At 68.5% G+C, this 20,845-nt stretch carries 20 protein-coding genes; 14 read left to right on the top strand and 6 right to left on the bottom strand.

Annotated elements, in window-relative coordinates; translation table 11 throughout:
• Nucleotides 1–121: 121 nt before the first annotated feature.
• From ACFYW8_RS42855 to dacB, 3 genes are all read left to right on the top strand, one after another.
• A complete protein-coding gene (locus ACFYW8_RS42855; protein ID WP_389092770.1) occupies nt 122–1,078 on the top strand; it encodes a hypothetical protein in 957 nt (318 codons plus the stop codon).
• A gap of 140 nt (nt 1,079–1,218) precedes the next feature.
• Nucleotides 1,219–2,352 (top strand): S8 family peptidase, encoded by a 1,134-nt coding sequence (locus tag ACFYW8_RS42850; protein ID WP_389092765.1) that lies wholly within the window; start codon nt 1,219–1,221, stop codon nt 2,350–2,352.
• A 358-nt stretch (nt 2,353–2,710) separates the two neighbouring features.
• Nucleotides 2,711–4,297: a D-alanyl-D-alanine carboxypeptidase/D-alanyl-D-alanine-endopeptidase gene (gene dacB, locus ACFYW8_RS42845; protein ID WP_389092761.1), complete on the top strand. Its 1,587-nt coding sequence runs from the start codon at nt 2,711–2,713 to the stop codon at nt 4,295–4,297.
• A 317-nt stretch (nt 4,298–4,614) separates the two neighbouring features.
• Here the strand turns inward: dacB and ACFYW8_RS42840 are convergent, their stop codons facing one another.
• Nucleotides 4,615–6,279, bottom strand: a complete 1,665-nt coding sequence (locus ACFYW8_RS42840; RefSeq protein ID WP_389092756.1) for a beta-1,3-glucanase family protein — start codon at nt 6,277–6,279, stop codon at nt 4,615–4,617.
• A 515-nt stretch (nt 6,280–6,794) separates the two neighbouring features.
• Here ACFYW8_RS42840 and ACFYW8_RS42835 point away from each other — a divergent pair.
• The 4 genes from ACFYW8_RS42835 (at nt 6,795) to ACFYW8_RS42820 (ending at nt 9,036) form a co-directional block, all read left to right on the top strand.
• Nucleotides 6,795–7,415, top strand: a complete 621-nt coding sequence (locus ACFYW8_RS42835; RefSeq protein ID WP_389092751.1) for a DUF2975 domain-containing protein — start codon at nt 6,795–6,797, stop codon at nt 7,413–7,415.
• Entirely contained in the window at nt 7,415–7,639 is a 225-nt protein-coding gene (locus ACFYW8_RS42830; RefSeq protein ID WP_365882470.1) for a helix-turn-helix transcriptional regulator, read from the top strand. Before ACFYW8_RS42835 ends, ACFYW8_RS42830 begins: the two co-directional genes overlap by 1 nt.
• A 114-nt stretch (nt 7,640–7,753) precedes the next feature.
• On the top strand, nt 7,754–8,233 hold the full coding sequence (locus ACFYW8_RS42825) for a DUF3515 family protein (protein WP_389092744.1): 480 nt from the start codon (nt 7,754–7,756) through the stop codon (nt 8,231–8,233).
• 440 nt (nt 8,234–8,673) lie between these two features.
• Nucleotides 8,674–9,036, top strand: a complete 363-nt coding sequence (locus tag ACFYW8_RS42820; protein ID WP_389092739.1) for a hypothetical protein — start codon at nt 8,674–8,676, stop codon at nt 9,034–9,036.
• A gap of 61 nt (nt 9,037–9,097) precedes the next feature.
• Here ACFYW8_RS42820 and ACFYW8_RS42815 read toward each other — a convergent pair whose 3' ends face one another.
• The 3 genes from ACFYW8_RS42815 to ACFYW8_RS42805 form a co-directional block, all read right to left on the bottom strand.
• The gene (locus ACFYW8_RS42815; RefSeq protein WP_389092735.1) at nt 9,098–10,105 is read right to left on the bottom strand and encodes an NAD(P)H-dependent glycerol-3-phosphate dehydrogenase; all 1,008 of its coding nucleotides are present in this window, start codon (nt 10,103–10,105) and stop codon (nt 9,098–9,100) included.
• Between the two features lie 801 nt (nt 10,106–10,906).
• A complete protein-coding gene (locus ACFYW8_RS42810; RefSeq protein ID WP_389092731.1) occupies nt 10,907–11,329 on the bottom strand; it encodes a hypothetical protein in 423 nt (140 codons plus the stop codon).
• A 359-nt stretch (nt 11,330–11,688) separates the two neighbouring features.
• Nucleotides 11,689–11,943 (bottom strand): hypothetical protein, encoded by a 255-nt coding sequence (locus ACFYW8_RS42805; RefSeq protein WP_389092726.1) that lies wholly within the window; start codon nt 11,941–11,943, stop codon nt 11,689–11,691.
• Nucleotides 11,944–12,499: 556 nt separating this feature from the next.
• Here ACFYW8_RS42805 and ACFYW8_RS42800 point away from each other — a divergent pair.
• On the top strand, nt 12,500–12,664 hold the full coding sequence (locus ACFYW8_RS42800; protein ID WP_389092721.1) for a hypothetical protein: 165 nt from the start codon (nt 12,500–12,502) through the stop codon (nt 12,662–12,664).
• A gap of 68 nt (nt 12,665–12,732) precedes the next feature.
• On the opposite strand, the gene ACFYW8_RS42795 is transcribed toward ACFYW8_RS42800, so the two are convergent.
• Both ACFYW8_RS42795 and ACFYW8_RS42790 read right to left on the bottom strand, forming a co-directional pair.
• Nucleotides 12,733–13,113, bottom strand: coding sequence for a hypothetical protein (locus tag ACFYW8_RS42795; RefSeq protein ID WP_389092716.1), 381 nt, complete (start codon nt 13,111–13,113; stop codon nt 12,733–12,735).
• A gap of 33 nt (nt 13,114–13,146) precedes the next feature.
• Nucleotides 13,147–13,623, bottom strand: a complete 477-nt coding sequence (locus ACFYW8_RS42790) for a hypothetical protein (protein WP_389092712.1) — start codon at nt 13,621–13,623, stop codon at nt 13,147–13,149.
• Nucleotides 13,624–14,443: 820 nt separating this feature from the next.
• Between ACFYW8_RS42790 and ACFYW8_RS42785 the strand changes: the two genes are divergently transcribed.
• The 6 genes from ACFYW8_RS42785 (at nt 14,444) to ACFYW8_RS42760 (ending at nt 20,844) form a co-directional block, all read left to right on the top strand.
• Nucleotides 14,444–14,716, top strand: coding sequence for a hypothetical protein (locus ACFYW8_RS42785; protein WP_389092709.1), 273 nt, complete (start codon nt 14,444–14,446; stop codon nt 14,714–14,716).
• An 895-nt stretch (nt 14,717–15,611) separates the two neighbouring features.
• Complete coding sequence (locus ACFYW8_RS42780; RefSeq protein WP_389092706.1) at nt 15,612–16,406, top strand: ABC transporter ATP-binding protein; 795 nt, start codon at nt 15,612–15,614, stop codon at nt 16,404–16,406.
• Between the two features lie 147 nt (nt 16,407–16,553).
• The gene (locus tag ACFYW8_RS42775) at nt 16,554–17,189 is read left to right on the top strand and encodes an SRPBCC domain-containing protein (RefSeq protein ID WP_389092701.1); all 636 of its coding nucleotides are present in this window, start codon (nt 16,554–16,556) and stop codon (nt 17,187–17,189) included.
• On the top strand, nt 17,186–18,046 hold the full coding sequence (locus ACFYW8_RS42770; protein ID WP_389092696.1) for an HpcH/HpaI aldolase/citrate lyase family protein: 861 nt from the start codon (nt 17,186–17,188) through the stop codon (nt 18,044–18,046). The genes ACFYW8_RS42775 and ACFYW8_RS42770 overlap by 4 nt, the downstream gene beginning before the upstream one ends.
• 75 nt (nt 18,047–18,121) lie before the next feature.
• The gene (locus ACFYW8_RS42765) at nt 18,122–19,192 is read left to right on the top strand and encodes an amidohydrolase family protein (RefSeq protein ID WP_389092692.1); all 1,071 of its coding nucleotides are present in this window, start codon (nt 18,122–18,124) and stop codon (nt 19,190–19,192) included.
• Nucleotides 19,189–20,844, top strand: coding sequence for a thiamine pyrophosphate-binding protein (locus ACFYW8_RS42760; protein WP_389092688.1), 1,656 nt, complete (start codon nt 19,189–19,191; stop codon nt 20,842–20,844). The genes ACFYW8_RS42765 and ACFYW8_RS42760 overlap by 4 nt, the downstream gene beginning before the upstream one ends.
• The last annotated feature ends 1 nt before the right edge of the window (nt 20,845 follow it).

The following is a 20,845-nucleotide window of genomic DNA, read 5'->3' as shown; positions in this document are numbered from 1 at the left end:
CTCAGCCATCTCCCCAGGTGTCACGCCACGTCAACGACGCTCACACACCAACAGACACTCCACTCACGGGTGAAGATGACCAAGCCCTACTAGGCTCTGCTGTGGATCGGGGGAGGGCTGGATGGGCACTGTGCTGGTTGAACCGGCGGCCGTGGAGCGCTCGCGGCATGTGAAGCGTGCGGCACAGGCTGCCGGGGTCGGGTTCGTCTCGGTGGCCGGGTCTCTGCTCGCGACGTGGTTGCTGCTGGACTCCAGCGCCTGCCGGAACGCGCCGGACTATGGCTGCCTCGGCTTCGCCCTCGAGTGGTCGTACGTCTTGCCCTTCCTGAACTTCCTCCTCACCTGGGCACTTCTGCGCCTCCTCGGATTACGGCCGGCCTGGCTCACCGCACTGCTCGGCACCGGCATCGGCTGGTATCTGGTCCGGAACATCGACGCTTTCCAGTGGCTCCCCGGTGGTACGCGGTACGTCCAACCCGTCTTATGCGTGGGCGCGTTCGCCCTCGCGGCCTGGTTCACCCAGTCGCGCAGGCCGCTGTGGCCGCGAGCAGCCGTGGCCCTCTTTCTGGTCCTGCTGATGCCATTCGACTCGTTCGCCACCACGCAGCACGTCCGGAGCGAGCTGGACAACGAACTGGCCGATGCCGGTGTCCCCCTGCTCGGGCCGCAACTGCCCGCGGGCTACCGCCTGAACGGCGTTGGCACCACCGGGGCAACAGTCGAACAGCAGGCCACCTTCTACTACCGGATCTCACCCGACAGCACGAGTGACGCGGGCACCATGGACGATCTCCATCAGGAGATCCAGGTGATCGTCGGCCACGTACAGCCGGGTTTCACCCCACCTTCACACTGCGCCGCGCTCACCGGCGACTACCCCGTGCCGTCACACGCCTGCACCCCGGTGGCTCCTGGAGTGTGGCGGTGGTCCAAGTACGACTACGTCGATTACTTCACCCGGGTCGGCGACACTGTCGCAGTCCTCCAAGCCCGCACTCCTCCAACGAGCGACGCCGTTCTGCGAGACCTCGCCGGCACCATGCGCGTCCGGGCGTCGTCGTACTTCACCGGCGGCTGAACGGCTTCCAGCTCGGCGCCGGCGGGCAAGCGCTCTCGGAACCCACCTCGGCGTGACCACTCGCAAGCCCCGGAACCATCCGCCCCCTTTGGTCGTCTTGTGCGCTGACTGTGTACGAAGCGGGGATACGGGGGGACGCTGTGACGCGGAACGTGACGAAGGCCGGTCTTCTGGTGGCGGCCATGGCGACGGTACTGGGGGCCTCGGCCTGCGGCGGGGAAGCCGGTGCGGCGGCCGCGGGGACCGGCGGGAAGCTCCCCGCGCACGGGAGGGGGAAGTCCGTGGAGTCCGTGGCGCCTTTCGGGTACGGGGCGTCGTCCGGCTCGGCGCCGACGCTTTCCGGCGCCGCGGGGAAATCGTCCGGGATCGCGCGGACCGCGGCGGCGCCCGTCACCCGGCACGTGCCGTGGAACCTGGACATTCTGGACCAGCGGTCGCGGCCGCTGAACGGGAAGTTCACCACCACCGCCACGGGCAAGGGCGTTCACGTCTATGTGATCGACACCGGGATGGACGTCGCGCACAAGGAGTTCGGCACACGCGCCCACCTCGGCGCCGACTTCGTGGGCCCGAAGGACTCCGGTGACTGCTTCAGCGAGGCGGGCGTCGGCCACGGCACGTTCGTCGCGGGCATCATCGGCGGGGCGAGGTACGGCGTGGCGCCCAAGGCGGAGCTCGTACGGGTCCAGGGCGTCCTGTGCGAGAGCGGGGGCGGCGGTTCCGCGGCGGCGGCCGAGGCGGCCGTGGTGAAGTCGGTCAAGTGGGTCACCGCGCACGCACAGAAGCCTGCGGTGGTGAACATGTCGCTCAACTTCGGCCACCGGTCGGCGGCGGTGGAGTCCGCCGTGAAGAAGATGGTCGACGCGGGGATCTCGACGGTGGTCTCGGCCGGCAACTTCCATGACGACGCCTGCAAGCACTCCCCGGCCGGCGTCCCCGGCACGATCGTCGTGGCGGCCTCCACCTCGAACGACCGCGTGTGGAGCGACGGCGGCTCCTACGGATCGGGCTACGGGCGGTGCGTGGACCTGTACGCCCCCGGCCAGAAGGTGACCGCCGCCCTCGCCGGCGGCGGTACGACCACGGAGAACGACGGCGCGACATCCTGGGCCGCGCCGCACGCGACCGGCGTGATCGCGCTGTATCTGTCGGCACACCCCCACGCCACTGCCCGCGAGGTCCACCTCTGGCTCGACCGCACGGCCACCCGTGGCGCCGTGCGCGGCGTCCGCTCCGACACCCCCGACCGGCTGCTCAACACCGGCGGCCTCTGACCTGCCCCGGCCGCCCCGGTCGCACACTCACCCGAGCGCCGGCAGCTGACCGGCGAGGGCGGGCTGTTCGGCCGGGACGAGAACGAAGTGGGCGAAGTGGGCTGACTTGCTCGGCCGGGCCGAGAACGAAGTGGCTGACTGCGCGCGGATTCCCGGCGTCCTGGGCTTCGGCGATCGACCGACCGGATGAAGTTCTCCAGCGTGCGGTCGGCGCGACGCCGAACAGCGGAAACGTGCGCGGTCCGTGTTCCTACGATGCCGCCAGGGGCGCCCCGGCGAGCAGGGCCCGCGCGAGTCGGCCCCGTGCGACGCGGGCTTCTTCGACTCGGCTTCTTCGACTCCAGAAATGGCGGAATGCATGAGACCGATGAACTGTGGCCGGCCGCGGACCTGGGCCGCTGCCGGTGCGACACTCGCGCTTCTGGCGGGGGCGGCGGCCGCCGGCGCCCCCGCGGCGGCGCACGACGACGGCCTCGGGCCCGCCATCGAGGCGATCATGCACAAGCCCGGTTACGAGCACGCGCAGTGGGGCGTGCTGGAGACGGACCCGGAAAGCGGCCGGGTGATCCACTCCCGGTTCGCGAACCAGTTCTTCGTCCCCGGCTCGACGGTCAAGCTGGTCACCATCTCGACCGCCTGGCACACCATCGGCCCCGACCACCGCTTCACCACCCCCGTGATGGCGACCGGCACCCGCACCGGGTCGACGCTGCACGGGAACCTGGCGCTGGTCGCCCAGGGCGACCTGACCATGGGCGGACGCACCAAGCCCGACGGCTCGGTGGACTACACGGACATCGACCACACCGAGGCCGCAATCCCCGGCGCGACCCTCACCCCTGAGAACCCGCTCGCCGGCATCAACCAGATCGCCCGGCAGATCCGCGACTCCGGCATCACCCGGGTCGACGGCAACGTCATCATCGACCCCCGCCTGTTCAACCTCCCGGACCTGAGCCCGCAGCCCACCCCGCTGATTCTCAACGACAACCTGATCGACCTGCTGACGACCCCGACCACGCCCGGGCAGGCGGCGAAGCTGTCCTGGCGCCCGCAGGTCGCGCCCTACCACGTCACCTCCAGCGTCCGGACGGTCTCCAGCGGCGGGACCACCTCCGTCAACGTGACCGCCTCGCCCGACGGCACTCAGATCCATCTCTCCGGCACCATCGCCGCCGGTTCGCAGCCACTGCTGCGGGTCTCCAACATCCAGGACCCGAACGCCTTCGGCCGCACCGCGCTGATCGAGGCCCTCGGCCGCGCCGGTGTCACCGTCACCGCGCCTCCCACCGGCCCCAACCCGCAGAACCAGCTGCCCGCCTCCTACCGCAACGACCCCCGCGTCGCCGCGTACGTCTCTCCGCCGTACAGCCAGTACGCCAAGCTGATCCTCAAGGTCAGCCACAACCTCGGCGCCAACCTGGCCCTGTGCAACATGGCCGTCGCGCGCGGCAGCAAGAACTGCTTCGACGCGTTCCCGATCGAGCACGACTTCCTCACCGACGTCGCGAACGTCGACCCGAAGCAGTTCCAGCTCGCGGACGGGCGCGGCGGCGTGCCGGCCGAGCGGGTCACCCCGAAGGGCCTCGTCGAGCTCCTCACCTACTGGCTGCACACCCCCGACGCCAAGGCCTTCCGGAGGCTGCTCCCGATCCTCGGTGTCGACGGCTCGAACGGGATCTCCTGCACCACGAACTGCCCGGCCAAGGGCAAGGTCTTCGCCAAGCCCGGCACCATTCTCGGTGAGGACCTGCTGAATCAGCGGCTCGCGGCCTCGGCCCAGAACGAGGCCGGCTACCTGAAGACCGACGACGGCCGCCTGCTGACCTTCTTCGTCGGCGTCAACGGCGCCTCCAGCCCCGACCTCCAGAGCTTCCTCAGCATCTTCAACGACGTCAACCAGATCACCGCGCTCCTCCAGGAGCAGGCCTCGGCACGCAAGTAGCGCGCCGCCCGAAGCCGCCGTACAACCGCCCGGAGTACTGGGGTCCGTTCGGAAGTGAGGGACTCCGGGGCCGTGGCCACTCCGGGCGGTCGGCGCGGTGCACGGGCGGCGGGCCCGACCGGGCCGTGCGGGCCGGGCGACCCAGCCGCGGCGCCTCCGATCCGGCAGCGGTGCAACCGCCCTGGTGGGGCCGTTGCACCGCTGCCGACGGACCTTGCATCGACCGGGCCACGGCGCTGGACCGCCGCCGCGGGCACTGCGCTGTCCGCCGAACAGCGCAGTGCCCGCGGCGGTGTCTGCTGTTGCGGGGCCGGGGGTCAACTGGTGAAGGTGAACCAGTTGATGTTGGTGAAGTCCGAACTGCTGCCTGAGAAGACCAGGTAGACGTCGTGGACTCCGGTGGCGGAGGCGGCCATGTTCGTGGGGACGGTCTGCCAGTTCTGCCAGCCGCCGTTGTTGGCGAAGTCGATCTCGGCGATCTTCGTGCCGCTGGTGCTGTCGAGCCGCACCTGGACGGCACCGCTGATACCGGCGGCCGCGCCCGACGCCAGCCGGGCCTTGAACTGGTTCGGGGAGGTCGAACCGAAGTCGACGGAGGAGAACTTCAGCCAGTCACCGTTCGCGATGTAGCCCACGTCGCTGCCGCCGCCGGTGTCGGAGCAGCTCTCGGTGGTGGTCCCGCTCTGTGCCGAGTAGGACTCGGCCTGGATGGTGCTGTAGGCGCTGACGGTGCCCGAGCCGCCCCCCGATCCTCCACCGGAGCCGCCGGCGCCCAGGGTGATGCTCCACGAGGTGGGCGCCCCGTCCTGGATGTGCCCGTCGACGGGGGCCGAGCCGGTGGGGCCGACGTCGTCGTAGGGGAAGGCATAGCCGATGCTGGCGTACTTGTGGACCAGCCGCGCGTAGTGGTTGGTGATCGAGTCCGTGTAGTACTGCGAGGGTGTCACGCCGTCGGGGTTGTTGTTCCCGCCCGAGACGAGGAGCGAGCTGCGGTTGATCGCGGCGGCGAGCCGGGCGGCGATCGCCCCGCGGGCGTCTCCCCCGGAATTGTAGAGCGGACCGGACGCACAGCCGAAGATGTCGACGGCGCTCGGCTTGGTGAACGGCACGCCGTTGGTGTTGAGACCGGAGAACACGATGGCGTTGCCGGAGACGGTGCCGGTGTAGGAGCCGATGCTGCCCTGGCCGTTGATGGTCAGCGGGGTGGACGCGTAGTGGCTCCAGACCCGGTTCAGGTAGTCGTTCCAGTAGCCGCCGAAGTCCACCGGTGAGTGCGAGGGCGCCATGACGCGCAGTACCCCGCCGGAGGAGTCGGTGACCACCAGCCTGTCCCAGGGGGCTCCGTCGGAGGCGTGCTGGGTCTGCAGGCCGGAGGCGATGGAGGCGAGGGCGCCGGCGGGCAGCGGACTGACCGACTGGGTGCCTCCGCTGCCGGTGCTCGCCATCGAGATCGGCAGCGCGACCATGTCGACGTAGGAGATGTTCGCGTACAGGTTGGCGCTGTTGAACGTGAACTCGCAGAACGTCCAGTTGGTGGCCCAGTTGGGGTCGGAGCTGACCAGGGCGGGCTGCACCACTCCCGGCGGGGAGCCCGGGTTGACGAAGAACTGGAGTTTCTGTCCGACCGAGAACCAGACACGGCCGCCGATGATGTAGTCGGTCAGGGTGATGGTCCTGGCGGCCGAACCGGAGGCGCCCAGCGCGATGGAGTAGTCGGCGATGGGGGTCACCGCGGACGACGGGTTGGGCAGCCGGTTCAGGGCGCCGTTCGCCGAGACGAAGACCGGCCAGCCGCTGCTGTCGGTTCCGGATATGTAGGCGTAGACGGTGTCGTGGCCGGAGTTGTTCGCCAGTTTCACGGGGAGCGAGACTCCCGCTGCCGCAGCGGTGGAAGTCAACGGCGAGACGGGTGAGAGCGGGCTGAGTGCAGCCGTACCGGTGATGGCAGCGGCCGCGGTCAGGAAGGAACGTCGGGAAACCACAGGGGCCCTCCCGGAGGGGGTGATGGACCGTCAACAACGTGACGGTCTGGGGGAGTTGTTTCGTGTGGGGTTCTGTGCGGGGGTGACGTTATTGGACTGGACCAATGTAGTCAAGGTTTCGGAACCATTACCTCCGCGTAACGGCGCTCGCGCCTCGCCGTGAACCCCCGTTCGCCCGAAGGCCATGCGGTCCGTCGGTGCTCGGGTCCGGCCCGGGCGGTGCTCGGGTGGTGCTCGGTGCGCTGGTGCCGGTGTGGACCGGTGGGGCCGGCGCGCATGCGGGAGATTGCTGACGCGGCCCCCTGTGTCGACCGCGCCGGTGTTCCGTGGGGGTGCGCGCCGCCTGACTGCCCCGTCGTACGGAACCGTCTGCGACTGCCGCGGGACGGGGGGAAGCGGACGGCGTCGCACGGCGGGTCCGCGATCTGCCGCACCCGCTGAAGTTGACAGCGCGCATATCGCTTATCGATACTATCGATAAGCGATATGTACGCTGTCGACGAGCAGGGGGAACCGTGGGTACGAAGTCCTGGTGGAGCCGGACCGACAATCGGCTGCTGGAGGCGGCTCTGGGTCTGGCCGCTCTGTTCGCCGGCGTCTTCGGGATACTGCTCCCGGCCCTCGGGACGGTTGGTCTCATCGACCCTGTGGACACCCGAGGGGTCAAGGTCGAGACCACGACCCGGGTACCGGGCAACGTGACCGACGCGGTGGCGGGCCACGGCATGACCCTCACCGGAACACACCAGGCCGACCTGGCCTTCGCCCACCCCGACCTGAGCGAGCGCCTGTTGCTCGCGCTGCCGGACGTCGTCGGCAGCCTGCTTCTGCTCCTCGTCCTGGCCCTCCTCCTTCGGATCGCCAGGACGCTGCGAGACGGTGACGTCTTCGTGCCGAAGAACGCCCGCCGCGTGAGCGTCATAGGGCTTACGGTGCTGGTACAGGCCGTCCTCTCCCCGGTGCTGCCGGAGCTCACTACGCAGGCGCTGGTGAGTGGCACACCCATGGCCGGTCAGATCCCTGCCTCGATCACCTTCACCGGCGAGTACGTCCTGCTCGCTTTCCTCATCCTGGCTCTGGGCGAGGTCTTCCGGCGTGGTACGAAGCTCCGCGCCGACACCGAGGGGCTGGTCTGATGCCGCCGGAGGAAGAGCACCGGGTCAAGGTCCACCTGGACCGGCTGCTGGCCGAGCGCGGCATGACCCTGTCCCAACTGGCGGCCAGGGTCGAGGTCACGGTGGTGAACCTCTCCGTCCTGAAGAACGACCGGGCGAAGGCGATCCGCTTCTCCACCCTCACCGCGATCTGCCGCGAACTGAACTGCCAGCCCGGCGACCTGCTCAGCATCCGAGAGGACTGACCCCGGTCGCGGGCATGGCCGGCACTCCGTACGAGAGCGCCGTGTACCGCCTCTTGCCGTGCGGCCTTCGCCGAAGGAGGCCCACAACCGCCTTGCCTAGACAAGGGATTACTCATGGAGATGACCTCTGCCCGGCAGCTGGCACAGGTTGGTGTGATCGCTGTGTGTGCTGCCTCCCTCGCGGCGTGCGGGATCTCCTCGCGTTCCTACAACGTGTCGGCGGCTCCGGGAGGTGCCGGCGCCGAGTGCTCCAGTCTGGTCAGCAAAGCCCCGCGGAAACTGGGGGGCCATGAGCGCAACGATCCCGACCAGAAGGGAACGGCTGTGTGGGGGGACGGTGATGTGATCCTCCGCTGCGGAAACATCTCGGACGTCCCGGAGTCGGCCGTGTGCACATCGGAAAAGGGGGTCGACTGGGTCGTGAACGCGAAGATGACCCATGACGGGGTGAAGACGGTTCTGTCGTACGGGCGTAGCCCTGCGGCCGAGGTCACGATGTCGGAGCGGATCAAGGACAAGGACGCCGTCCTCGGTGAGATGTCCGGGATCGTGTCGGGGCTGACTGAGCAGAAGGTGTGCGCGAAGCGGGGCTGAGCAACAGCGGCCGGGCTGAGCCGCGCCGGCTGGAACGGGTGGAATCGGACTGCCGACTGAGGCACGACCGCGCGCTGTTCGCTGCTACGGCTCGCCGCAGGCCCAGAGCCCGGGCTGCGCACCGAACCGGACTTCCTTGTCGGCGGCCGCCGACGTTCCGTGCGGGCACGTGACCGGTCGGTGGCGCTGAACCGGATCTGAGAGGAATCGTGTCGGGGAGCTGATGGGGCCTCTACGATGGGTGACCACATACGCGGGAACGCGAGGGGGCCGCCATGGAGCCGGATACCGGGTCCGAGGCCGTAAAGCCACGCCCTGACTACCCGCCGAAGACGCCTCCGCCTCCGAAGAAGCCCCCGTCACCGCCTCCACCGCAAACTCTGACGGCCTCGTCCAGCCTCCCCGTGCCGCAGCGTTCCGACCGCGCAGGCCGACCGGTGATGAAGAACCGTCAGGGCGCCGCCTGGTCTCTGGAGGCGCAGCCCTGGGCGCCGGGAAAGGCCTTCGCCGAGGTGACAGGACGGCTCGGCAAGTGGGGGCTGAAAACGCCTGACGGCCTGGAAGCCCTGGTACGGCAGCTGGTGACCACGGTCGTGGCGGACGGTGGCCGGCACATCAGCCTCCACCTCGCCGAACAGAACGACCAAGCGCTCATCCTGGCCTTCAGCCACCGTTCTCGTCCGTCGCGGCCGCGGGACGACGACGTCCTGGACCGCCTGCGTGAACTCGGGGCATCGAGCTGCGGGACGGAGATGACGGGCGAAGGCCGCCAGGTGTGGGCTGTGGTCGACCTGGAGGTGTAGTCGACCGACCCTGATGCGGGCAACTGACTAAGCCGAGAGCGGCTGAGGCGTTGAACCGGCCTCAGCCGCCGTAGAGCTCGGGCTTCGGAGTCCGGGACAGCAACGCTGCGGCCGCGTCCTTCACGGTGGTCGTGCCGTTGATCACCGCGGCGGCGACCTCGGTGATGGGCATCTCGACGCCGTGGGCGCGGGCCAGGTCGAGAATCGCCCCGCAGGACTTCACGCCCTCCGCGGTCTCGTTCGTGGCCCGGGTGGCTTCGTCGACGGTCATGCCCTGTCCGAGGTGCTCGCCGAAGGTGCGGTTGCGGGACAGCGGGGAGGAGCAGGTGGCGATGAGGTCACCTGCGCCGGCGAGTCCGGAGAACGTCAGCGGGTCGGCGCCCATCGCTGCACCGAGCCGGGCGGTCTCCGCGAGGCCGCGTGTGATCAGCAGGGCCCGGGCGTTGTCGCCCAGACCGAGGCCGGTGGCGAGGCCGACGGCGAGGGCGATGACGTTCTTGGTGGCGCCGCCGAGCTCGCAGCCCGCTACGTCGGTCGCCGTGTACGGGCGGAAGTACGGGGTGTGACAGGCGTTTCGAAGCGCGACGGCCGCGGTCTCGTCGGGGCAGGCGATGACGGAAGCGGCCGGCTGCCCGGTGGCGATCTCCCGCGCGAGGTTCGGACCGGACAGCACGGCGATCCGCGCGAACGGGATGCCCGTCACCTCGTGAATCACCTCCGACATCCGTAGCCCGGTGTCCGTCTCGATACCCTTCATCAGGCTGACGACGACCGTGCCCGGCCGGATGTAGCGGCCCCAGGCGGCGAGGTTGTCCCGCAGGGTCTGAGCCGGGATCGACAGCACGACGTACGCCGCGCCGGAGAGGGCGAACGTCGTGTTCTTCGTCGCCTGGAGGCGGGGAGGCAGGAGGACGCCGGGAAGGTAACGGGGGTTCTCGTGCCGGGTGTTGATTGCGTCGACGACCTCGTCCCGCCGGGCATGGACCATGACGTCGTTGCCGGCGTCGGCGAAGACCTTCGCCATGGTCGTTCCCCACGATCCCGCGGAGAACACTGCGACCCGAGCCACCCGACACGCTCCATCCCGATTTGCCGCAAGATTTCCCGCCTGCAGCCTACTAGTGGTCGAAGTTGCCCTCGACTGCGCCGGAACTGTGTGGCAGGGACCGGCCGTTGTGGACAGCGCCGAAGTCGCGGCGGAGGTTGCGGGCGACGGATGCGAGCGGTGCCGGAGTGTCCTGCCGGCGTCGGCGATCCAGCCTTCGAGGCGGCCTTCTTCGCCGGCCATCCACGTGTCGGCCAACTCGCCGATGATCGCGCCGATTCGACGGCGCGGCAGACGAGCGCGAACACGATGGGACAAGGCCGTGCGGGCCAGGGAATGGGTCACAGCAACGCCGACTCGCGCAGCCTTCCCGCGAAAACCGTCTACCTGAGCGGCCGGCGCACGTGTCCAGGTCTGTTCAGCCTTGGCGCCGCCGACGGCGGAGAGCCCTCACGGTGCTGCAGAGGGCGATGAAAAGGGAGCCTCCCACCACCCACGGCACGTGCGACGCAAACGATGTCGTGGGGTGGTAGAGCATCCGGGACACTGCTACCCCGAGCAGGCCGCTAATGAGCATGAACCCCCAAAGCAGCAGCAGGAGCATCCAACCATTCCGAGCACGCAGCCAGTCATTCACCTGATCATCATGTACTCACCGTGCCGCCAGAACCAGGCCGGGACCCGGACCGCCGCCAACAGACGGCCACCATGTTCCGCCAGGGCAGCGACCCGCCGACTCAATCGCGCACCACGCCGAGATTTCGCATCGAGGGGCACGTGGAAGCACGACCCCGTGGCGGTGTCGGTCCTGCCGTGCACAATGCATCATGCGACGTTCGCCCTGTTGAGGCACCACGCGAGCACAGCCGCGCTGACGGGTATCGCGACAAGCCAGCCGATGACGATTCCGACCTCTGAGTCAGCCAACGCCGGAAGGGCCCAGTTCGCTGCTGCAGCCACGAGCAGTGTCACCGTTGCCAGCGCAAGGACAGCGGCAACAATGGCCAGCCGTCGGGGCGGCCCCGCACGGTACAACTGAACCGCAGGCCAGCCCGCAAGCAGGCCCGTAGGCAACGCGGCGAGACTGGAGTCGGGCAGCCAGCCGAACGGCCACGCCAACAGGGTGGCAACCCCGAAGAAGGCGAGGCCGCAAAGTTCCAGCAAGACGGTCTCCACCACCAGGTCCTGCACCAGGTCCCACGGACGTCGCTGGATCGAGCCGTTCCCGCTGTCCTTCGCCTCGGCCACGTGGGTACCGTACCCAATGACAGGGCGGATGTTGCCTGATGTGGTAAAGGCAACTGGTCGATCGTGCCCCGCTCGTGCCCGTCCAGCCGGGAAACAACGGGGAGCCACGGTTGGCCGTCGCGCCCATAGTTCGCATCGAGAGGGTCACCAGTCGGCGGGGCTTGGGACGGCCAACGACGACCTATGCTGACAACCGTCGACAGGCAAGTCGCAGGTCCCAGCGTTGATCGACTACACGGCCGCAGATCAGAGACCCGGCCCCGTCCTTCTTCGGCTACTGATCGCACCCGACGCCCCTTGACTCGCCGATGAAGACTCCGCCGACCGTCGACCGTCGACCGGGGCCCTCTCGTGGCCGACTAGACTTCGTTGAAGCCACGCGACGCGTCGTAGATGTCAGCCTCGATGACGACGACGAAGAAGCTCGTCACGACGTAGTGGACCATCACGTGGTCTTCCCAGGCCGCGCGCGTCACAGTGTCGGTCGTGTAGGCGAGGTGGCTGGCGGCGTCTTCAGGCTCGGCTGCGATCCTGTCGACGAGCCGCTGGAACTTTTCCCGATCGGCGGCCGGCATGTAGTCGCGGAACCGCGCAACCTGCTCGGTGAACTGCACGCGTCTCTTCATCGAGGCAGGATTCTATGGACGCAGCGTTGGCTCCTGCAGGAAATATCGGTCGGGGCCGACTCGCCTGCAGGTAGGTCAGGCGACGGTCTCTTGTGGGATGTCTGAGACGAGGCCGGATTGTCAGTCCCCAGGATGGTGCGGCAGTCGCAGCACGCGTCCGCTCAATGCCATCGTCGCCGAACTTCTTCGCGGCCGTGGGGTGCCCTGGCCCACGCGCGCCTGAGCCGTCGGCGCACCCCGCCAGCGGTGACTGACGGTCATGTGCTCAGGCTCAAGCGTTCCAAGGCTGGCGCCAGGTTGACCATGACCACCGCCGCACCGGGGCACGCGGCTCTGCTTGGACGGCGGTATCAGGAGCGACCTGCCATGACCAACAGGTCGACTTGCGCCTATCGCCGTACGGGGCCGATCCGGTGCGGGGGATCTTCGGACTGGATCGTCTGACGGAGCGGGAGAAGGAAGTACTTCTTCTGCTGGGCACGGGCACGGGCACGGGCCTGGGCAACCGGCAACTGGCGGGGAGCTGCGCGTCGCGGAACGGACGGTGAGGGCCCACATCGCGCGGATCGTGGACAAGCTGGGTCAGCAGACGCGGTTGCAGGCCGCGGTGCTCTCCGTACTCGTTCACCACGCGCTGTGCACCGACACGCACTGCGCATGCCAGCACGCGGGGGCGGCCGAGGATCCACCGCTGCCGTCCGCCGCGTGACCGACGGCCCTGCGCGGCTCAGCGGCCTTCCTCGGCGGGAGGGCCGCTGAGCCGCGGGTGCTCGTGCGTTATCCGGCGGCGGCTTCGAGCGGGAACGTGAAGGCGTGGGTTTCCTCGCGTGTGCCGTCGAACAGGATGAGGTGCAGGGTGACCGAACGGGCGTCCGCGTACGGTCCGGGCTGCACCGAGAGGGAACCCTCGGTGGCGCTGCCATCGGGTGAGAGGCCGAAGGCTCCTCCCGAATCGAGGTATTCGTTGCCGACGTCGTCGAGCCCTTCCAGGGCGAGGAAGACGTACGGCTCGTGGTTGCCGACCTCGTTCTCCTCGTCGGGTTCGCTCTGGGGAATAGGGGGAGTGAGGTGGTAACGCAGTTCCATGTGTTCGGTGGTGGCGGCGAAGCTCTCGATGGTCAGTTCGTGGCGTCCGCCCAGAACGGGAACGTTCTTCATCCGGCTTATCTCCCCTTCTGTCCCCGTGCGGGATCAGGCCGAGGGTACCTTGCATGTGATCGTGCGGTAGGCACCGGACCTCGGGTGGCTGATGCTCTTGATCAGCCAGAAGAAGCTGATCTCGTCGTTGGTCTTGATGGTGAAGTTGCGGCCGCTGCCCTTGCGCTGGTAGCTCTTGATGCTCGAGTGGAAGTCGTAGCTGCTCGAGCGGGTGTGAGGGCCGTAGGGCGGGTTGATCTCGTGGCCGGAGACGAAGGCCTGCGGCATAGAGACGTTGACCAGGGAGCCGAGGTTCCTCTTCGCCGTGGCGGTCAGGTTGAAGCTCCAGGTGAGCCGGCCGTTGGGCATGCGGGCGAACTTCACGTTGGAGACGGCGTGCCTGAACACGCCCTTGCACTGGGGGACGGAGGCGGCCGGGGCGGCGACGCCGGTTCCGGTGAGGCTGCCGAGGAAGACAGAGCTGAACAGAGCAAGCGTTGTGGTCCTGCGTATCGCGGTCCTGATGGCCACGCGGGAATCCCCTCTTCGCATGGGTAGTCAATGTTGACGCCATGGAGCGTATGAGGGGGCGTGATGGGACGGAATTGTCTCTTCGGGCAATGTCCCGAAGGGCAGTGTCCTTTGGTTCTACGGCAGTTGACCCTCGGGCAACGGCGCCGAGGCCAGGCGGTTCGGGTCCGGGCGGCGGCCCCGTCACCTTCACCGCCGCCGGTCGCAGCAGGCGTTCGCCCCTGCGGGTGACCCCGACTACCCGTGCTACATGGACCCGTCCCGGGCGCCGGCCCCCGGAACCGACCCTGCCGTCTACCGTCGCGCACCCAGTAGGTGGCGCCGCTGCGGAGGGTGGCCAGAGCCATCACGGACGTCTCGTCATCACCGGCCAAGAGCGATCCAGCACATGCCGTTCCATGGCACCCCCGTTTGGATCGCGCGGTACAGCAGTCAGGTACCGCGACCCCAGCGATCCCCCGCGTCCGAGAGCGCCCTCGAAGCCGAACCGTGAGCGGAGATCGGGAATTGGGTCCCCGCACAGGAGCACCTTGCTGGAGTCCTGGACGCCGCTGACCCGCGGGTTGTCCCCGGACTCAACGATGACCACGGTCGCGTCCGCCCCCGCCCCGATCACTGCCGTGCCCATCTCGTACTGGCGGAGCCCCGCTCCGGCAACGGACAGTGCCGCTGCCTCGGTGACCAGAGCTGGAAGTGTCTGTGACATGCCGTGAGCCTATCCAGGGAGACGGAGGGGGCGGATCGGCCGAGACGGTCATGTCGCTTGCCGTGGCGCAGGCGAGATGTCTTCCTCAGGGAGGGTCCGCACAAGCCAGACGTCGTGATCTCGCTTACCTATCTGCACCACGCCGAGACAGGAGATTCGATCGCGGTCCAGGGCTCCTTCATCGACGAGGTCTTGGTGGAGTACCTCCCGCGGCTGCCGCACCCATGGCCCGACGATGCCATCGGTCTCATCGACCGCTCCGCCGATCTCCCCGAGTTGGTGCGGCTCCGGATCGCAGGGCCTTCGGAGGTCGATGTCGTCGCATCCTGCCTCACCGTCTACACCGCGATGAGCGACGACGAAGCGAGCTTGCCGCTACATGGATGAGCAAGGCCCAGGCGGTTGCTGTATCGCAGAGAAGTACAGCAACCACAGCAACCGACCCCGACCATCAGCGCCCCGCAAAGGCCGTGGAGGGGCGCGGTGGGCGGGGGTGAGGTGTGGGAGGTCCGTACCCAGACCCGAGCCAGGCTGAGAGCTCCGGCATTCGGGAACTCCCGTTCGTTGTGAGTGCGGTGGGCCCGGTTCTGTGCGCACGTGGGACCACTTCGGACATGGTGCGCCCGGAGCCGGGCGCAGGGGGTTGGACCGTCTGCCCACTTGCACCGTCTGCCCACTTGCACCGTCCGCCCACTTGGACCGTCCGCCCACCGGGCGGGACGCTTCGCCGTGCACAAGCCGGACGGAGTGACAAGCGGAACTGCCGAGCCCCGGCAGGGCGATATGCGAGCCGAATGCCGGGAGGGGTGGTGCGTCGTGGTGACTCGTGGCGCGCTGCCGGCCGGCTGGTTCGCCCGGTCGGGCATCGGGATCTCGATACCGGTTGGCCAAGTGTCCGGTTCCCGCTGACCGGTGGCGGTGCCCCTCCTTGCGCCTCGGCACCCTGCGTGATCGATCCGTAGCACCACTGCCTGATGGTTGGTCAATAGTCTTTGTCGGACAGTTCTCCGTCGAGTAACTCGGCGATGTCAGCTTCTTCCTGCACGCTTCTTGTGCCGCCTGGGTGGTGGTGTTAGCTTCCCTCCATCGGTTGTCAGACAATCCGCGGTGCGAGGTGTCGCTGATAGCTGATCAGCAGGAGAACCAAGCCGACCTCCATGCCCGTTCGCGTGTATCAGGCGCACCACTGACACAGCACCACCGCCACCCACGAATCGCCGCCACAGGCACGAGCGCACGGCCCCGCTTCATCGCTCGCGAGGAGGAGGCCGAGGAGACAGATATGTCGACCACGCAGCGCAGTTCCCACCCGGAGGCTCTCCGTCTTGAGCGCGTCACGCTGGAGTTCCCCGGCACTCACCGACCGGCGATCGAGGACGTGTCGTTCAAAGTCGATCGCGGCAGGGTCGTGGCCGTGATCGGGCCCAGCGGATGCGGGAAGAGCACCATCCTCAACCTGGCCGCCGGACTGCTCACTCCCACGCGGGGGCAGGTCCACTATGCCGGCGAACCGGTCACCGGCGTCAACTCCGATGCGGCGTACGTGACTCAGCAGTCCCACCTGCTGCCCTGGCTGAATGTCCAGGCCAACATCGGCCTGGCGTTGAAGTTCCGCAGGGTTCCCAAGGAGGAACGCGATGAGCGCATCGCCCACTGGGTCGAGCTCGTTGGCCTCACCGGCTTCGAACGTCACTTCCCCCGGGAGCTGTCGGGCGGTATGCAGAAGCGCTGCGCGATAGCGCGGGCCCTGATCTACAACCCCTCCATCGTGTTGATGGACGAGCCGTTCGGGCCGCTCGACGCCATCACCCGGCTTGAGCTCCAGCAGGAACTGCTCAACATCTGGCGGGAGCAGAACGGGACTCTGGTCTTCGTCACGCACGACCTCAACGAGGCCATCTACCTGGCCGACGAGGTCGTGGTGATGTCGAAGGGCCCCGGCACCATCCGCCGTGTCATCCAGGTCCCCTTCGAACGCCCGCGACAGATCGGCTCACTTGTCGAGTCGCCGGAATTCGCGGAGCTCTACAACGACCTCTGGGGATTGTTCGCCGCAGAGCGGAAGGCCGCCGTGTAACGCGGGCACGCCCCCAGCAGGAGCCGGCAGCCGGCGGACCCCGATCCGACGCCCGGAGCTCCGCGCCCCAAGCCACCATGCCGGTTGCGCCGTCACGCCCTCTTCTCCGTCCGACATCGCGCCTGCCGCCGAGTGAGGTTCACAGCTTTGATATCGATCACCGAAGAGATCGCTGTACCGAGTCCGCCCGAACGTGTCTGGGAGATCATTTCCGATCCCTCGGCCGTCGTGTCCTGCATCGGCGGTGCCGAACTCGGGCCGTCGCACGAAGACGGGTCCTTCGACGGGACCCTGGCCATCAGGTTCGGCGGTCTGCGGGTCAAGTTCGCCGCCCGCGTCTCCCTGGACCTGGACGAGACCGCGCGGGAGGGCAGGCTCACGGCGCGCGGTGCGGACGGGCAGGGTGCCACCCGCTTCAGCGCCGGGGCTATTTTCCGGGTCGTCGAGGGGGACGCCCCCGGTACGGCACGTGTCTTCTGCGACGGGGAGATCAAACTCAGCGGAAAGCTCGCCAAGTTGATCGAGTCGGGCGCCGGGATGGTGGTCTCCGGAATGACGAAGGAGTTCGCCGACCAGCTTGTCCAGAAGTGCGCCCCGGCCTCTGTGGAGCCGCTCGCAACGGCATCCGACGGTGCGCACATGCCCCGGCCGACCGGCCTGTTCGCCCGCCTGCGCGCTTGGTGGGAAGGGCGACGGTCCAGGCGTGGGAGGTATGCGGCCCAGGAGGCGCAGCGTTCGCAGAACCGGTCCGGTGAAGCACTCGGCCGGGGAGGTCGGCGATGACAACGTCCAGGCTCAACAAGGTGATCGGCGCCCTCGACGCGGGGGAGCACGTCTTCGCGACCTTCTCCGCGGCCGACCCGACGTCCGCGATCGAGCTGAGCAACTCGGACTACGACGCCGTGGTGTTCGAGATGGAGCACAAGCCCTGGGACATCAACGCGCTGAAGGACAGCTTCCAGTACTTGCTGAGCAGGCGAAGGGTCTACGAGGCGAACAGCCTCGCGCCGGACGTCACCCCGATGGTGCGCATCCCCGCCAACGGTGCGGAGAGGGCGCAGTGGCATGCGAAGCAGGCACTGGACCTCGGCGCGTTCGGCATCATCTGGCCGCACATCTCCACGGTGGAGGAGGCCCGTAACGCCGTCGCCGCCTGCCGCTACCCGCGGCTTCCCGACGCACCCCGCTACGAGCCGGCCGGACTGCGCGGGGACGGCCCGCACGCGGCGACACGCTACTGGGGCATCTCGAACATCGAGTACTACGCCAGGGCCGACGTGTGGCCGCTCGCCCCGGACGGGGAGATCCTGGTCGGCCTCATGATCGAGGACCAGCTCGGGATCAGGAACCTGCCGGACATCCTCGACCAGGTCCCGGGCATCGGACTGATCCTGATCGGCGAGGGCGACATGAGCCAGGAACTGGGCTTGCCCCGCCAGTACGAACACCCGCGCGTCCTGGAGTGCAAGCGGCAGGTCCTCGACATCTGCGGTGAACGCGGGGTCGCCGTGGGCCACCCGCACGTCACCGCCGACAACGTCAAGCAGGTGCTCGACGACGGCTACCGGTTCCTGATGTCGGCGCCGGTGCGCACCTACCCCGGCCTGCACAAGGCCCGTGAGCTGACCGGCCGCAGTTGACCTGCCGCGGCTGACGGGCGCATCCGTCCGGGCCGCGCACCACGTCACCCCGCATCGCAAGTCTCGGAGTAATTCATGATCATCGACAGTCATGGCCACTTCACCACGGCGCCCCCCGCGCTGGGGAAGTGGCGAGAGAAGCAGATCAGGGCGTTCGAGGAATCCGGCACCCGGGTCTCGCCCGACGAACTGCGCATCAGCGACGACGAGATCCGCGCCGCCATCGAGAACGGGCAGCTGAAGCTGCAGATCGAGCGCGGCACCGACCTGACGGTCTTCTCACCGGGCGCGGGCAAGATGGCCCACCACTACGGCGACGAGCGGACCAGCCTCGACTGGTCCCGGGTCAGCAACGACCTGATCGCCCGGGTGTGCGGCCTCTTCCCCGGGCGGTTCGTGGGCGTATGCCAGCTCCCGCAGTCCCCGGGCGACGCACTGGCCGCCTCGGTACGCAACTCCGTCACTGAACTGGAGCGCTGCGTGGAGGAGTTGGGCTTCGTCGGCTGTCTGCTCAACCCGGACCCGTCGGACGGCTACTACCAGGCGCCGCCGCTGACGGACCGGGTCTACTACCCGCTCTACGAGAAGATGGTCGAACTCGACGTCCCCGCGATGATCCACGTCGCGATGTCGAGGAACCCCGCGGTGCAGGGCACCTGCGCCCACTACCTCGCCGGCGACACCGCGGCGTTCATGCAGTTGTGCGAGTCGGACCTGTTCAAGGACTTCCCGACGCTGAAGCTGATCCTGCCGCACGGCGGCGGCGCCGTCCCGTACCACTGGGGCCGCTACCGCGGAATGATGCAGGACCGCGGTCGGCCGCCGCTGGAGGAGTCGATCCTGCCCAACGTCTATTTCGACACCTGCGTGTACCACAAGCGGGGCATGGAACTGCTGCTGGACATCATCCCCGCCGAGAACGTCCTGTTCGCCTCGGAGATGATCGGCGCGGTCCGCAGCGTGGACCCGGAGACCGGGCGGCGGTTCGACGACACCAAACACACCCTCGACTCCATCGACAGCCTGAGCGACACCGACCGGCGGGCGGTCTACGGAGGCAACGCGCTGCGGGTCTTCGCACGGCTCGACGGCGTCCTGAAAGCGCGGGCGACGGCCGCGGCGAACGTGAAGGAGTCCCACAGGTGAAGGTCTACGAAGCACTCGCCGAGGCGTTCGTCAAGGAAGGCACCAGCGATGTCTTCGGCATGATGGGCGACGCCAACATGCACTGGATGGCCGCGCTCGCCGACCGCGGGGTGCGGTTGTACGAGGTGCGGCACGAGGGCTCCGGCCTCGGCATGGCGGACGGCTGGGCCCGCGGCTCGGGACGGCCGGGTGTCGTCACGACGACCAGCGGCCCCGGCGTCTCGCAGCTGGCCACCTCGATGCTCTGCGCGAGCCGGGCGGGCACCCCCCTGGTCGCCTTCTGCGGGGAGACCCCGCTGGGCGACGAGGGCGCCACCCAGTACCTCGACCAGCGGCGCTTCGCCGCCGCGATCGAGTGCGAGTTCATCCAGGTCACCCGGCCGGAAAACGCGCAGGAGGCCGTGCGAAACGCCTTCTACCTGGCGCGGACCAGGTCCAGGCCCGTCATGATCAGCGCGCCCTTCGACGTCCAGGTCGCCGACATGGACGACTACGACGAGGACTACGTACCGTCCACCGCCCTGATCGACCGGTCCCGGCCGCTGCCGGACCCGGCCCGGGTCCAGGCGGCCTGCGACCTGATCCAGGACGCCAAGCGCGTGGTGATCATCGCGGGGCGGGGCGCGCGCAAGGCGGAGTCGGGCGAGCAGATCCTCGCGCTCCAGGAGCGGACCGGCGCACTGCTGGCCACCACCCTGCAGGCCAAGAACTGGCTGTGCGACCGCACCGACTTCCACGTCGGCCTGTCGGGTCTGTTCGGCGACAAGGTGTCGATGGAACTGCTCCAGGAAGCCGACTGCGTGATCGCGGTGGGTGCCAGCCTGAACCACTACACCATCGAGAGCGGCTACCTCTATCCCGAGGCCAAGTACGTCCAGATCGACACCGCCCCCCACCTGGTGATGGGCAACGGCAGGACGGCGGACTGCTACCTGCAGGCCGACGCGGTCACCGCCCTGACCGAACTGACCCGGGTGCTCCGGGAGCGGTCCGTCCGGCTGGAGGGCTTCCACACCGACCAGGTCCTGCAGCATCTGACCGCCCGGGTCCAGCAGCCTGCCGAGTACGTCCGCGAGCCCGGCCGGCTCGACCCGCGCGAGGCGATCTGGATCCTCGACCACGAACTCCCGGGCGAGATAGGGCTGGTGCTGGGCAGCGGACACCAGACCGACTTCGGCACCATGCTCTTCCAGCGCTCCCGCGACGTGCTCTCCAACTACGGCATGTTCGGCGCCATCGGCCAGGCTCCGCTGATCGCCATGGGCCAGATGGTCGCGCGGGGCAACAAGCCCGGCTTCGTGGTGGAGGGCGACGCGAGCTTCGTCATGCACCTGTCCGAGTTCGAGACGGCATGCCGGTACGACATCCCGCTGCTCGTCGTCGTGATGAACGACCAGGGCCTCGGTGCGGAGTACCACAAGGCGAAGGCGAAGGGGCTCGACCCGGAGCTGGCGACCATCTCCACGCCCGAACTGGGCACGGTCGCCCAGGCACTCGGCGGCGGCGGAGCCACCGTCCGCACCGCGCAGGAGCTGCGCGACGCACTGGCGGAGTACCTGCGCGACCCCCGGCCCACCGTGATCGACGTCCGCATCACCCGCGAGGTGCTGAGCACCCCCTACCGCCGTATCCAGTACGGCGAGGACGTGTGAG

The sequence above is a fragment of the Streptomyces sp. NPDC002742 genome (assembly GCF_042888885.1).
Taxonomy (GTDB): Bacteria; Actinomycetota; Actinomycetes; order Streptomycetales; family Streptomycetaceae; genus Streptomyces.
The sequence above is the reverse complement of the archived record's forward strand: the minus strand, read 5'-3'. Positions and strand labels throughout refer to the sequence as shown.

Coding starts and splice junctions, on each gene's coding strand:
- ACFYW8_RS42855 (WP_389092770.1), top strand. CDS start 122: ATGGGCACTGTGCTGGTTGAACCGGCGGCCGTGGAGCGCTCGCGGCAT.
- dacB (WP_389092761.1), top strand. CDS start 2,711: ATGAGACCGATGAACTGTGGCCGGCCGCGGACCTGGGCCGCTGCCGGT.
- ACFYW8_RS42830 (WP_365882470.1), top strand. CDS start 7,415: ATGCCGCCGGAGGAAGAGCACCGGGTCAAGGTCCACCTGGACCGGCTG.
- ACFYW8_RS42825 (WP_389092744.1), top strand. CDS start 7,754: ATGGAGATGACCTCTGCCCGGCAGCTGGCACAGGTTGGTGTGATCGCT.
- ACFYW8_RS42820 (WP_389092739.1), top strand. CDS start 8,674: ATGAAGAACCGTCAGGGCGCCGCCTGGTCTCTGGAGGCGCAGCCCTGG.
- ACFYW8_RS42795 (WP_389092716.1), bottom strand. CDS start 13,113: ATGAAGAACGTTCCCGTTCTGGGCGGACGCCACGAACTGACCATCGAG.
- ACFYW8_RS42780 (WP_389092706.1), top strand. CDS start 15,612: ATGTCGACCACGCAGCGCAGTTCCCACCCGGAGGCTCTCCGTCTTGAG.
- ACFYW8_RS42770 (WP_389092696.1), top strand. CDS start 17,186: ATGACAACGTCCAGGCTCAACAAGGTGATCGGCGCCCTCGACGCGGGG.
- ACFYW8_RS42765 (WP_389092692.1), top strand. CDS start 18,122: ATGATCATCGACAGTCATGGCCACTTCACCACGGCGCCCCCCGCGCTG.